Below are 12733 nucleotides of genomic sequence, written 5' to 3'. Positions count from 1 at the left end.
AGGTCCGTTAAGCCCCGTCCAGCATTTGCCGCCAATTGTCGGGCAGCCTTACCGCTTCGCGTGGAATGCGCTTCAAAGAGAAAGCATCCGCAAGCTCGCGCGGCCGCACCGGGTCGGGGCGTTCCGCGGCTCCCGTAAGCCAAGCCAGCAGGCCGACAAGCCGCTCCGGCTTTACGCCCTGTTCCCGCAGCGCGGCGAGCGTGACCGCGCCGTGGCGCTTGGACAGCCGGCTGCCGTCGGGGCCGAGCAGCAGCGGACCGTGCGCAAAACGCGGCGGGCCGGCGGAAAGCGCCGAATAAAGCGCAAGCTGCCTCGGCGTCGAATCGAGCAAATCCCAGCCCCGGAATACGTCGGTAATCCCCATCGCGATATCGTCTACCACGACCGCAAGCTGATAGCCGAAGATCCCGTCCGCCCGCTTGACGACAAAGTCGCCTCCCGCGCCGGGCGGAAACGACTGCGGACCGGCCACGCCGTCCGAAAAGCGAAATTCCCGTTCCGGCATGGCGAACCGCAGCGACGGCATCTTGCGGCGCTCCCGCTCCCGCCGCTCTTCGGGACTCAGCCTCCGGCACGTTCCCGGATACGCACCGCCCTCGGACGCAACGCCGTGCGGCGCGCTGGCCGCCGAGAGCAGATCGGCCCGGCTGCAGTAGCACGGATACAGCTTCCCGTCTTCCCGCAGCCGGTCAAGCGCGCGTTCATAAAGCGCGGTTCGCTTGCTTTGCGCATACGGGCCGCACGGGCCGTCCTTGTCCGGTCCTTCGTCCCAATCCAACCCGAGCCAGCGCAGGTCGTCCGGAATGGCCGCCGAATATTCCGGCTTGCAGCGGGGCGTGTCCAAATCTTCCATTCGCAGAATAAACGTGCCGCCCGCCGATCGGATTTGCAGCCAGGCGAGCAGCGCGGTCGCCGCGTTGCCCAGATGCAAATGTCCGGAAGGCGTCGGCGCAAACCGCCCTCTCGGCGGTTGACGTCGTGCGATCAACTGGCCTCGATCTCCTTTCTTCCCACCCATTATAGCACAAACGGGCCGGCCGCTCGTTGGACGGACTATGGCAGACCAAGGCGGGCGAAAGGCAGACGAAAGGCGGGCGCGCGCAAAGCCGGCTCCTTCGAAAAAAACGCGAAAGGCGCCGCGTAGCGAGAAAGGCCTGACGGTTGTTTCAATTTTCGGTGTCGGAAGCAAGGCGCTCGTTCGAGAGACGGGAAACGCAAGAGAATGCGGACGGGAACGGTGAAAGCGCGGCCAGGTCGCGCACGATATCGCGGATGGGTGTTGAAACGCGGATCGGAACAGCCGGACGAACAGCCTTTATGCGGTCGTAATCAGCGTCTGCATCGCATAGTTGAAAAATTTCGCTTGAAGCTCCCTCGACGAGCTGGTTCGCGTTTTTTTCATCATGCAGGCCAGATGGTTTTTCAACGTTTTCGGCGAAATATGTAGAAACGCGGCGATTTCGTCGTTGCGCATGCCTTCGGTGACCAGCACCTTCATCACCTGCGTCTCGCGCGGCGTCAGCTTGTGATTTCGGGCGAACGACAAAAAAATCGGGTTCAGATAAGCGGTTGATTTGTGCATTCCGTCCGTAACGATCGAGCTTGAGTACATCAGAACGATTCCCCATTTCATCATGATAAAATGTTTCGGTTCCCGTCCGGCCTCCCTGATTCCGGCGCATTCCGGAGCGGCGGCTTCGCGGACAGGCTGCTGCAGAACCCAGCCTTTCCATCCGATTAAGGTCTTGTCGATATCTGTCGTAAAGCTTATGCTGTTTTATCATAACGGCAAAGCATTAAATTTGTTACCTAAATGTTGTTTGACAAATATTAGATTCTCTCATACTTCTTGCGGGGGATTTGCATGATGCGGTCGATTCGCATTACAATGATGGCGGTTCTCGTTCCGCTGTCCTCCCTGTTTTTACTTGCCGTCGGTGTGGAATTGGGGCGTATCGGTTGGAAGATGTACTCCTGGTACGGACTGCTCGCCATGATCGTCGCGATGCTTCCGGTCTATATCGGGTTCGCTCTTTTTCTCGGCCGCTTCTTCATAAGAAAGCTGGACCAACTGGACACGGCGGTTCGCTATTACCATTCCTCTGTGGCGCAATTGTCGAATTATGCGGATTCGTCGCGGAATCTGATCGCCGAGATTCGCTATGACGGGCTGATTTTGTCGCTCAATTCAGCCGGAAAGCGAATGTTGGGGGTTGACGACAAGACCGAAGAACAATTGTTTATCCACCGTTTTTTGCCCGGGGAACATGGCGAAGCGCTGCGGCGCGGCATGCAGGAGGCCCGGCAATCGGGACTTTGGACGGACGAGCTTGAGCTTCTCGATGCCGACGGCCGGCGGGTACCGGTATCGATGACGCTGGCGCATCGGGTTTCCGTTCGGGACGGAACCGGTTGCTTCGGTGCGATCGCAAGCGATCTTTCGGATCGGCGCAGCATATCTTCCGAGAGGACGGACGAGCGGCAGGTTGAACGTTCGGCGCGCGCCAAAATCGAATGGCTCGCCAAAGTGGGCCACGAGCTGCGGACGCCGCTGCATGCCGTCATCGGACTTGCGAATCTGATCGATCGTTCGGAGCTGTCCGATACGCACCGGGAATACTTGGACCAGATCGACGCCTCTTCCCGGCACTTGCTCAGGATGCTGAACGATTTGCTCGACTTTTCCAAGCTGGAAGCGGGCAAATTGGCTTTGGAACGCACGCCTTTCAGCCTCGAGGAACTCGTTCGGCGAATGAACGACACGGTCCGCGTGCTGCTTGGCTGCAAGCCGGTGGACCTGCTCGTTTCCGTGGACCCGGACATCCCCGCCACTTTGATTGGCGACCCGGGGCGCCTTGAGCAGGTGCTGCTGAATTTGCTCGGCAATGCCGTCAAGTTTACCGAGCGGGGAGAAATCGAATTTTCCATCGCACTGGAGGAAAATAAGGAAACCGAAACAGGGATCGTCTTTACGGTTCGCGATACGGGAATCGGAATGACGGAACAACAGATGGCCCGGATGTTCGAGCCGTTCGAACAATCCGACAGTTCCATCGGCCGCAAATACGGCGGCACGGGTCTTGGTCTTGCCATTGCCAAATCGATCGTGGAATTGATGGGAAGCCGCCTGGAAGCAACGAGCGCGCCCGGCGTCGGCACGGAATTTCGCTTTCGGCTTCGGCTCAAGACGGACCGGACTTCTTCCGCGCCCCTGCCCCGGCTGCCTTGCCGAGTCCTTGTCGTCGAGGACCATTCCGCGGCAAGGGAACGTCTGCTGGCGGACCTCGCCCCGCTTTGCGCGGCGGCCGATGGCGCGGCTTCGCTTGCAGCGGCCTTGGCCGCGACCCGGAACTCGCGGTACGATGTGCTGATTCTGGACATGGAGTCGGACGAGATGCGAAGGCCCGGCGCTTGGACCGCGTGCCGAACGTTATGCCGCGAGCGCGGTATCCTCGTCGCCGCCTATACGACCCTGTACGGACAGCAAGCGCTGCAGAAGCTGGACGACGCGTCCAAGCCGGACGCCGTTCTGATCAAGCCCGCGGACCGGCGCACCCTCCATCGCACGCTGCGGCAACTAATCGCGCCCGAATCCCGGCCGCATGAAGCGCCGGCCCTCCCGCAGCGCAACGCGGTTAACGAACCGCTCCCCTTGTCCCGCGTGCTGCTGGTGGACGATCACGAAATCAGCCAAACGGTCGCATCCAAAATGATGGAGCGATTGGGCTGCCATGTCGTTGTCGCCAGCAGCGGTCTGGAAGCGCTGCATATTTTGCGCGGGCATCGTTTCGATCTCATCGTCATGGACTTACATATGCCCGAGATGGACGGGCTGACGGCCGTCCGGCTCATTCGCCGCAAGCCGGGTCTGGATTCGGTTCCCATCGTGATGCTGACCGCGGATACGACGAAGGAGCAGCATCAGGATTGCCTGAACGCGGGGGCGCAGGACGTCCTGATCAAGCCGGTCGAGACCCGGCAGCTGCGGGCCGTGCTGTCCCGCTGGCTCGGCCCGGGCAGGCAGGAACAAGACGCGCGCGGCGCGGTTTCCTCTTCTTCCATCCCGCCGCTGGAAGGATTGGATATCCGGACAGCGCTCTCCCGTCTTGACGGCAGAGAGGATGTATATCTGCATCTTCTTCGTAAATTCAGGGACAATTACGTTAACATTACAGACACCTTGGCAGTAGACATCGAAACGGGAAACTTTAAAATGGCGGCTCAACGGCTCCATACGCTGCGCGGCTCTTCCAGCCACCTGTCCGCGACCGAAGTGTACGAAGCGGCCACCCGTTTGGAGACGGCGCTGAAGGAAGCGGACGAACGGGCGGATTTGGCGGCGTATGTCCGCGAGCTTGAGGAGCGCCTGCAAGTGGTATTTTACTCTATTTCAAAGTTTGAGAAAAGTATTAGCTTAGCTAACAATTAAGATTAGGTGGAGATTTCCGTTGACGAAGATTTTGGTCGTTGAAGATGACCCGATCATCGGAGAGATGTTAACGTTGTATTTGGCGGAAGAAAAATTCGAAGTGGAACGCGTCGAAAGCGCCGGCGAAGGCTTTGACGCCTTGCGGCGGTTCGAACCGGACGTTCTGATCCTCGACCTGATGCTGCCGGACGCCGAAGGGGCCAGCCTCTGTTCCGCTTTCCGCGAGCGGTCGAAGCTTCCCATCATCGTGACTTCGATGCGCAGCGCCGTTGCCGACCGTATTCAGGCGATTAGCGCGGGCGCGGACGATTACCTGTGCAAGCCCTACAGCATGCAGGAGCTGAAGGTGCGCATCCAGGCGGTGCTAAGGCGCATGTCCTCCTCTTACCAGCAGCCGGGAACGGCGGACAAGCCCAAGCATCGCATTACGCTGGATATCGACCGGAGAACGATCGTGCTCAACGGCAAGCCGATCGAAACCACTTTTTCCGAGTACGAGATGATGAAGCTGTTCACGCAGAACCCCGGACGGGTCTTCAGCAGGGAAGAATTGCTCAATGCCGTCCGCGGGATCGATTCGTTCGTCAATGAGCGCGCGATGGACGTGCACATTACGAATCTGCGCAAAAAACTGGAAGTCAATCCGAAGGAACCGCAGCATATTAAAACGGTATGGGGTGTCGGTTATAAGTTTGAAAACTAGCCAAAAGGCTGCCTCATCAGGTCTCGCGGACCTAAGAGGCAGCCTTTTGGCTAGTTGTTCAGCGCCCGTTCGGCGCTTTGCGGAATCGAAGTCCCGTCACGCTTTACGCTTCGGGCAGCGCGGTCAAAAACGGCTTGTTCGGCAAATAATGCAGCGACCGGATGAAGCGGATCGTTCTCGTCTTGGCGCGCATGACAATCGAGAACGTCTCCGCCCTTTCGCCGGAAATGTAGCGGACGCCCCCGAGAAATTCCCCCGGCGTAACGCCGGTAGCGGCGAAAATCACGTCGTCGTTGCCGACCATATCTTCCATGGTCAAGATCTGATACGGGTTGGAAATGCCCATCCGAATGCAGCGTTCGTATTCCTGGGCGCCGGCGGGCATCAGCCTGCCCTGCAACTCGCCTCCCAGGCATTTGAGCGCGGCGGCGGCAAGAACCCCTTCGGGCGCTCCTCCCGACCCGACGTACAGATCGATGCCCGCTTCCGGAAACGCGGGGGCCATCGCGCCGGCCACATCCCCGTCGGACAGGAATTTGATGCGGAGTCCGGCCTTGCGCAGCGCTTTGACGAGCGATTCGTGGCGGGGCCGGTCCAAGATCATGACCGTCAGCTCGGACATCTTTTTGTTCAGCGCTTCCGCTGCCTTCTCAAGCGTCGTCTCGATTGGGTCAAGCAAGCTCAGCTTGCCGACAAGTTCGGGTCCGACGGCGAGCTTCTCCATATACATGTCCGGAGCGTGCAGCAGATTGCCCTTGTTGGCGATCGCGATAACGGACATGGCGTTGTTCAGGCCCTTCGCGACAATCTCCGTGCCCTCCAGCGGGTCGACCGCCACGTCCACCTCGGGCCCGTTCATGCTGCCGACTTCCTCTCCGATATACAGCATCGGCGCTTCGTCCATTTCGCCTTCGCCGATGACGACGGTCCCGCGAATGGACACCGTGTCGAACATGGCGCGCATGGCGGCCGTTGCCGCCCCGTCGGCCCCGTTCTTGTCGCCCCGTCCCATCCACGGCGCGGACGCGAGCGCGGCCGCTTCCGTCACGCGCACGATTTCCAGTGCCAGCTCCCTTTCCATGCTTACCCCCCGAAATCGTTATTGGTCAACCGCTCGATAATCAGGCCGGCCGTCTCTTCGATCGCCCTTTCGGTCACATCGATGACCGGGCAATTCAGACGGCGCATGATCCGATCGGCAAATTCCAGCTCCCGCTCGATCCGCTCGCGCGACGCATAATGGGCGTGAACGGGCAGTCCGAGCGCGCGCAGCCGCTCCGTGCGGATTTTGAGCAGGCGGTCGGGATTCATCGTCAGGCCGACGATCAGCCTGTCCGCAGGTTGAAACAATTCCTCCGGCGGCTTCACTTCCGGGGTGATCGGATAGTTGGCGGTTTTGATCCCTTTGTGGGCGAGGTAAATGCTGAGCGGCGTCTTGGAGGTGCGGGAGACGCCCACCAACACGACCTGCGCCTGAAGCAAGCCGCGAACGTCTTTTCCGTCGTCGTAACGGACGGCGAATTCGACCGCCTCGATTTTGCGGTAATAGTGGTCGTCCATCTCGTGAAGGAGACCGGGCTGGTATTTGGGAGAATCGTTAAACGTATCGATAAAGGCCTGCATCATCGGTCCCATGACATCGATCGCTTTCACGCCCGAACGGATCGCTTCCTCGCGCATCGTCTCCCGCAGTTCGGGCTGCACAAGCGTATAAACGATAAAACCGCCCGTCCGGGACGCTTCGCGAATGAGTGTCTTGACCTCGTCTTCATGCTTGATGTTGCCGTAACGCTTGATCTTGACGCGCTCGGTGGCGAATTGGCGGACGGTCGCTTTCGCCACGGCCTCCGCCGTTTCCCCTATCGCATCCGAGCAGGCGTAAATGATCTTTTGGCTGTCAAGCGCCAAACGCATCTCCCCCTACCCGCTTACAGTTCCGAGGCCAATTCGACCATCGCCTGCGTAATGTTCGTTTTCGTAATCCGGCCGATTACTTCGAGCCCGCTCCCTCCGTCCTCGCCCGATCGGGCCGGAACGACGACCGGCAGGCAATTGACCTGCCGGTCGATCATTTTTCGGGCGGCGTCCAGCAGCGGATCCTCGGGGGAGACCGTGACAAGCTGCGCGAACTTCGTCATCACCATCCGGATCGGTATCGACGCGGCATTCGCGTTGCCGATCGTAAACTTCAGCAAATCCTTCGGCGAGACCATGCCGGCCAGCCTGTCCTGCTCGTCGATGACCATCAGGCTTCCGACATTGTCCAGAAAGAGGCTGATCACGGCATCGTGAACCGTCGCGTTGTCGCGGATCACCACCGGACGGCTCATCCGTTCCTTGACCTTCAGCTTCAGGAACGAAGCTTGGACCGCGCGTTCGGGCTTGAGCTCTTTGCCCAGAAAGTAGCCGACCTTCGGCTTGGCGTCGACAAGGCCGAGCATGACCAGCACGGACAGGTCGGAACGGATCGTCGGACGGCTTACGCCAAGGAGCTCGGCGATTTGCTCGCCGGTAATCGGAGCGTTGCGGGTAACCAGCTCGATAATTTCCAATTGCCTCGACGTCAGTTCGATTTGCTCCCTCTCCTTTCGCGAGACGGTGGCAAAGCGGACTTCAAGCGGCGGCGGCTCAACCTTTCGGAACCTTCTCCCAGTCTTTCAGGAAGCGTTCGATGCCGATATCGGTAAGCGGATGCTTCCACAGCGACGGCAGCAGCGAGCCGGGGATCGTCGCGATGTGCGCGCCGGCCAGCGCCGCGGCTTCCACATGCCCGATGTTGCGGATGCTGGCCGCGATGATTTCCGTCGGCAGCTTGTAGTGCGCCAGCACTTGCGCCAGATTGCGCACAAGCGCGAGGCCGTCGACGCCGATGTCGTCCAGACGGCCGACGAACGGGCTGATGTAGGTCGCGCCCGCCTTGGCCGCCATCAGGCCCTGCGCTACGCTGAAGACAAGCGTTACGTTGGTCTTGATGCCTTCCTTCGAAAGCTGGTACGTCGCTTCCAGGCCGGCTTCGGTAAGCGGCAGCTTGATGACGACGTTAGGCGCCCAGGTCGCGATCTCGCGCGCTTCCTTCAGCATGCCTTCCGTATCGAGACTGATGACTTCGGCGCTGACCGGACCGGAGACGATCGAGCAGATCTCCTGGATTACTTGTTTGAAATCGCGGCCTTCCTTGGCGATCAGCGACGGGTTCGTGGTCACGCCGTCGACGAGGCCGAGCTTCACGATGCGTTTGATTTCTTCGACATTGCCGGTATCGAGGAAAAACTTCATGGCAAAGTCACTCCTATGTCTTATTTATTGGAATATACCCATTTATGGTATAACACATCCGGATTTATGACACAATATATATTTCGATTAGTATATCATATTTAATCAAATCTTCATTTGCGCGATAAATCCGCGAACCGGAAGCGGGCATTCCTTATGGTGAACCAAAAGCCGGGCATTTACGCCCGGCTTCCTCTTAATTTCAAATATTGTGCGTACGCCGCGTTCCAAGCCGCCGCGTTCGACGGTTCGTACGTTTTGACCGGAAACGACCGGGCAACCAGCCGGCGCCCTTCCCGCAAATCCCGGCATTTGCCTGCGGCGATCAGCTGGACGAGCATGTTGCCGATCGCGCTCGCCTCGACCGGACCGGCCCATACGGGCCGTCCGGAAGCGTCGGCCGCAAACTGGCAGAGCAGTTCGTTCTGAATGCCGCCGCCGACCATGTGCAGGCCGGAGAAGCGTTGCCCGGTCAAGCGCTCCGCCTGCTCCAGCGCCTGCCTGTAGCGCAAGGCCAGGCTTTCCAGGACGCAGCGGACAATCTCCCCCCGCGTCTGCGGAACGGGCTGGCCGGTTTGCCCGCAGTAGTCCCGTATCGTTGCGATCATGTCGGCGGGAGCGTAAAACCGCGTGTCGTCCGGATCGATCAGGCTGCGGAACGGCTCGGCCCGCCTCGCCGCTTCGACCAGCTCCGGGTACGCCGCGGCGCCCTCACGCTCGTCCCACTCCCGCTTGCATTCCTGCAAAATCCACAAGCCCATGATGTTTTTCAGCAGCTGGTATGTGCCGCCGACGCCGCCTTCGTTGGAAAACTCCAGTTCCATCGTCTCCGTGGTCAGCAGCGGCCGCTTCAGCTCCGTCCCGAGCAGCGACCAGGTGCCGCAAACGATGTAAGCGAACGCTTCCTCCTGTGCGGGCACGGCCGCGACCGCCGACTCGGTATCGTGCGTGCCGACGGCAACCGCCTCGAGCGCGGGGACGTCCAGCTCTTCGCAAACGGAAGGCCGCAACCGTCCCGCCCGCGTTCCGGGAGGCACCGGCGGCAGAAAGATCCGCTCCGGAATCCCGAGGCGGCGCATCAGCTCCACGTTCCAGCGCTGCTCTTCCGGATGGTAAAGCTGCGTCGTCGTCGCCATCGTAAATTCGCATATTTTCACGCCCGTCAGCCAGTACAGCAGCAAATCCGGCGTCAGCAGCAGCGTCTCGGCGGCGTCCAGCTTGGGCGAGCCCGCTTTGCGCATGGCATAGAGCTGATAAACGGTGTTGAAGGGCATAAACTGCAGCCCTCCCTGACGGAACAGCTCTTCCTTGCCCACAAGCGCTATGACCTCCCCGATCAAGCCTTCGGTCTGGGGATCGCGGTAATGGTACGGATTGCCGAGAAGCTCGCCGCCGGCGTCCAGCAGCCCGAAATCGACGCCCCACGTGTCGATGCCGAGCGTAGCGGGCCGGTAGCCTTCCCTGAACGCCTGGCGGATGCCTGCCTTGACTTCCTGAAACAACCGCAGCATATCCCAATGCAGATGATCCCCGATACGGACGGCCTCGTTGGCGAAGCGGCGAATTTCCTTCACGCGCAGAACGTCCGCTCCGTCCGGGCCGGCCGCAAGCTGTCCGACCAGGGCCCTTCCGCTGCCCGCCCCGAGGTCGAAGGCCAGAACCGTCGACGAATCCATAGACATCCGTTGCTCCGCTGTCATGTCCATCCTCCCGTCCTGTAACGGCCGCAAGCGGTGTTACTTCATCTTTTGCAGCAGTTCGATGCGGTAAGCCTCGCTCTCCAGAGACGCGATTTCCTCGTATTCCGCCTCCGTTAACGCTTTCGGCTTTCGGATCGAGCTGGCGATGAGATAAATTTTGGCGCTTTCCTCGACAACCTCCGTGCGGTAATACGCCTCCCGCAGGTTGCGGCCGGTCGTCACCAGCCCGTGGTTGCCGAGCAGCAGCGCGCTGAAGTCGTTCACTTTCGCCGCGACGGCGTCCGCCAGCCGATCCGTCGTCGGCAAGACGTACGGAATGTAGCCGGTCGTGCCGACCAGCGCCGCCTGATCGGGGAACATGACCGGAAGGTCGCGTTCCACCAGCGTGAAGGCGATGCAGTAAGGCGGATGCGTATGCACGATGGCGCCGATATTCGGATTTTGCCGGTAGGCGTATAAATGCATTAATACTTCGGAAGACGGGCGCAGACCGTTGTCGGCGATCGCTCCGGTCCCGATGTCGACCTCGACCCACTGCTCCGGCGCGATCTCGTCGAGCGCGAAACCGCTCGGAGACAAGTACATTTTGCCTTCATGGCGCGCGCTGATGTTGCCTCCCGGGCCGACGACGAGCTTGTTGGCGACCGTTTTCCGCGCGTATCGGCAAAGCTCGTTGCGAATGTCCGTGCTGCTCATGGCACCCTCCCGAATCCTTATTTATAGAGCGGTCCGAAATTGGCGCAGGCGCGGAAGTCGGCGCTCTCCAAATTGTCGGTTCCGAACAGTCCCCAGGCGCGCGGACGGAAGATGCGCTCTTCGGCGACATTGTGCATGCTGACCGGAATCCGCAGCATGGAGGCAAGCGTGATCAATTCGGCGCCGATATGGCCGTAGCTGATCGAGCCGTGGTTGGCTCCCCAATGGTTCATCACTTCGTAGACGCTGCGGAAGGCGCCTTTTCCGGTCAGGATCGGGGCAAACCAGGTCGTCGGCCAAGTCGGGTCCGTCCGTTTGTCGAGCGTGTCGTGCACATGCTCCGGCAAATCGACCGAGTACCCTTCCGCGATTTGCAGCACCGGACCGATACCTTTGACGAGGTTGAGGCGCGACATCGTCATCGGCATGCCGCCGCGCGTCAGGAAGTCCGACGAGAAGCCGCCCCCGCGGAAATATTCGAGCGACGCCGGACGCCATGAAGTCGCTTTCAAGCATTTGTCCGCCTCTTCCTGCGTAATCGCCCAGAACGGCTTCATCGCCGGTTTTCCGTCAAGCGACTGCTCGCCCGTCCCGTCGAGCGCGGCCGCGCCGGAGTTAATTAGATGCAGCAGGCCGCCCGCGGCAACCCCTTCAAGCCGGTAACCGGTTACGCGTTCGACCGATTCCGGGCTCCAATACGTCCGCACGTCCGCGAAGATTTGCGCGGTATGGGTAAGCAAATAGCCAAAAAGCATGGAGACGCCGTTTAAGCTGTCGTTCTCCGTTGCGACAATATAAGGAGCGCGGATGCCGTTCCAGTCGAACGACGAGTTCAAAATCGCCTCGAGGAAATCCCCGTTCGGGAAATGATCCGTCCACTGCCGCTGCCCCTGAAAACCCGCGACGATCGCGTTGTGCCCGAGCGCCTCTTCGCCGAAGCCGAGCTCGGCCAGACGCGGATTGCCGATCATCAGATCGCGGGCGATCAGGGTCATTTTGACGACGGTCTCCCAATCCTTGTCCTTTTTCTCGCGGGATAAGCGCAAATGCGGCGGATTGTTGTCCGGACCTTCCTTGCAGTGTTCCTTCACCCATGCAAGCGCTTTCTCAAATTCCGCGGGATCGTAGATGTTTTCGTCCATGCGCCGCACGAATTCCGACATGTCGACATATTCGTTGCGCATGCCTAGATACTCTTGGAAAAACGCTTCGTTTACGACCGAGCCGGCAATCCCCATCGAGACGGAGCCCATCGACAAGTACGATTTTCCGCGCATGATGGCAACGGCCAGACCCGCTCTGGCGAACGCAAGGAGCTTGCTTTTCACGTCCTCCGGGATCGTCGTGTCCCCCGCATCCTGCACTTCTTCCCCGTAAATCCCGAAAGCGGGCAGCCCCTTCTGGGCGTAGCCGGACAGCACGGCCGCAAGGTAGACCGCTCCGGGACGCTCCGTACCGTTGAAGCCCCATACCGCTTTCGGAAGGGTCGGATCCATATCCATCGTTTCCGTGCCGTAGCACCAGCAAGGCGTTACCGTGATCGATACGCCGACGCCCTCGCGGGCGAACTTTTCGGCCGATGCCGCCGCCTCCGCCACACCCCCGATACAGGTGTCGGAAATGACGCATTCCACCGGGCGACCGTCCGGATACCGCAAATGTTCGGTCAGAAGCGCGGCGACCGATTTGGCCATGTTCATCGTCTGCTCTTCCAGCGACTCCCGCACGCCCTTGCGCCTGCCGTCGATCGTCGGGCGGATGCCGATTTTGGGAAACCCGTTTTTCCAGCGATAGCTTTGATCTGCCATAAAAAGACCTCCTGTAACTCTCAATTTGTGTTACCGATAACTCTAAAGTAACAACGAAGACGCTTGCTGTCAATCCTCCTTTTTTGTAAGATGGAAGAAAGTTTTTGCGGCAAAAACCGGA

11 protein-coding genes are annotated in these 12733 nt (G+C 60.0%); 2 read left to right on the top strand and 9 right to left on the bottom strand.

Annotation, left to right across the window (positions count from 1 at the left end):
• Positions 1-7 precede the first annotated feature (7 nt).
• Both gluQRS and F560_RS0116185 read right to left on the bottom strand, forming a co-directional pair.
• A complete protein-coding gene (gluQRS, locus tag F560_RS0116190) occupies positions 8-988 on the bottom strand; it encodes a tRNA glutamyl-Q(34) synthetase GluQRS (RefSeq protein ID WP_019006804.1) in 981 nt (326 codons plus the stop codon).
• A gap of 327 nt (positions 989-1315) precedes the next feature.
• Positions 1316-1636 carry a helix-turn-helix transcriptional regulator gene (locus F560_RS0116185; protein ID WP_019006803.1) on the bottom strand — a complete coding sequence of 107 codons (321 nt, stop codon included), beginning with the start codon at positions 1634-1636 and terminating at the stop codon, positions 1316-1318.
• Between the two features lie 228 nt (positions 1637-1864).
• Between F560_RS0116185 and F560_RS23480 the strand changes: the two genes are divergently transcribed.
• Together F560_RS23480 and F560_RS0116175 are read left to right on the top strand one after the other, a co-directional pair.
• Complete coding sequence (locus F560_RS23480) at positions 1865-4429, top strand: response regulator (RefSeq protein ID WP_019006802.1); 2565 nt, start codon at positions 1865-1867, stop codon at positions 4427-4429.
• A 19-nt stretch (positions 4430-4448) separates the two neighbouring features.
• Positions 4449-5132, top strand: a complete 684-nt coding sequence (locus F560_RS0116175) for a response regulator transcription factor (protein ID WP_019006801.1) — start codon at positions 4449-4451, stop codon at positions 5130-5132.
• A gap of 103 nt (positions 5133-5235) precedes the next feature.
• On the opposite strand, the gene glpX is transcribed toward F560_RS0116175, so the two are convergent.
• The 7 genes from glpX to F560_RS0116140 form a co-directional block, all read right to left on the bottom strand.
• Positions 5236-6213, bottom strand: a complete 978-nt coding sequence (gene glpX, locus F560_RS0116170) for a class II fructose-bisphosphatase (protein WP_019006800.1) — start codon at positions 6211-6213, stop codon at positions 5236-5238.
• Between the two features lie 2 nt (positions 6214-6215).
• Positions 6216-7046, bottom strand: coding sequence for a pyruvate, water dikinase regulatory protein (locus F560_RS0116165; protein ID WP_033396288.1), 831 nt, complete (start codon positions 7044-7046; stop codon positions 6216-6218).
• 14 nt (positions 7047-7060) lie between these two features.
• Positions 7061-7684 (bottom strand): helix-turn-helix transcriptional regulator, encoded by a 624-nt coding sequence (locus F560_RS0116160; RefSeq protein ID WP_019006798.1) that lies wholly within the window; start codon positions 7682-7684, stop codon positions 7061-7063.
• 76 nt (positions 7685-7760) lie between these two features.
• Positions 7761-8408, bottom strand: a complete 648-nt coding sequence (gene fsa / locus F560_RS0116155; protein ID WP_019006797.1) for a fructose-6-phosphate aldolase — start codon at positions 8406-8408, stop codon at positions 7761-7763.
• Between the two features lie 179 nt (positions 8409-8587).
• Positions 8588-10108, bottom strand: a complete 1521-nt coding sequence (locus F560_RS0116150; RefSeq protein ID WP_019006796.1) for a rhamnulokinase — start codon at positions 10106-10108, stop codon at positions 8588-8590.
• Between the two features lie 36 nt (positions 10109-10144).
• Positions 10145-10804, bottom strand: a complete 660-nt coding sequence (locus tag F560_RS0116145; RefSeq protein WP_019006795.1) for a class II aldolase/adducin family protein — start codon at positions 10802-10804, stop codon at positions 10145-10147.
• Between the two features lie 17 nt (positions 10805-10821).
• A complete protein-coding gene (locus F560_RS0116140) occupies positions 10822-12612 on the bottom strand; it encodes an L-fucose isomerase (protein ID WP_019006794.1) in 1791 nt (596 codons plus the stop codon).
• Positions 12613-12733: the final 121 nt, after the last annotated feature.

Source organism: Cohnella laeviribosi DSM 21336, from assembly GCF_000378425.1.
GTDB lineage: Bacteria > Bacillota > Bacilli > Paenibacillales > Paenibacillaceae > Cohnella > Cohnella laeviribosi.
The sequence above is the reverse complement of the archived record's forward strand: the minus strand, read 5'-3'. Positions and strand labels throughout refer to the sequence as shown.

What these genes read in the sequence shown, in the direction of transcription:
- F560_RS23480 (WP_019006802.1), top strand. Translation starts at nt 1,865, where the DNA reads ATGATGCGGTCGATTCGCATTACAATGATGGCGGTTCTCGTTCCGCTG.
- F560_RS0116150 (WP_019006796.1), bottom strand. Translation starts at nt 10,108, where the DNA reads ATGACAGCGGAGCAACGGATGTCTATGGATTCGTCGACGGTTCTGGCC.
- F560_RS0116165 (WP_033396288.1), bottom strand. Translation starts at nt 7,046, where the DNA reads ATGCGTTTGGCGCTTGACAGCCAAAAGATCATTTACGCCTGCTCGGAT.
- F560_RS0116185 (WP_019006803.1), bottom strand. Translation starts at nt 1,636, where the DNA reads ATGATGAAATGGGGAATCGTTCTGATGTACTCAAGCTCGATCGTTACG.
- F560_RS0116140 (WP_019006794.1), bottom strand. Translation starts at nt 12,612, where the DNA reads ATGGCAGATCAAAGCTATCGCTGGAAAAACGGGTTTCCCAAAATCGGC.
- fsa (WP_019006797.1), bottom strand. Translation starts at nt 8,408, where the DNA reads ATGAAGTTTTTCCTCGATACCGGCAATGTCGAAGAAATCAAACGCATC.
- F560_RS0116145 (WP_019006795.1), bottom strand. Translation starts at nt 10,804, where the DNA reads ATGAGCAGCACGGACATTCGCAACGAGCTTTGCCGATACGCGCGGAAA.
- glpX (WP_019006800.1), bottom strand. Translation starts at nt 6,213, where the DNA reads ATGGAAAGGGAGCTGGCACTGGAAATCGTGCGCGTGACGGAAGCGGCC.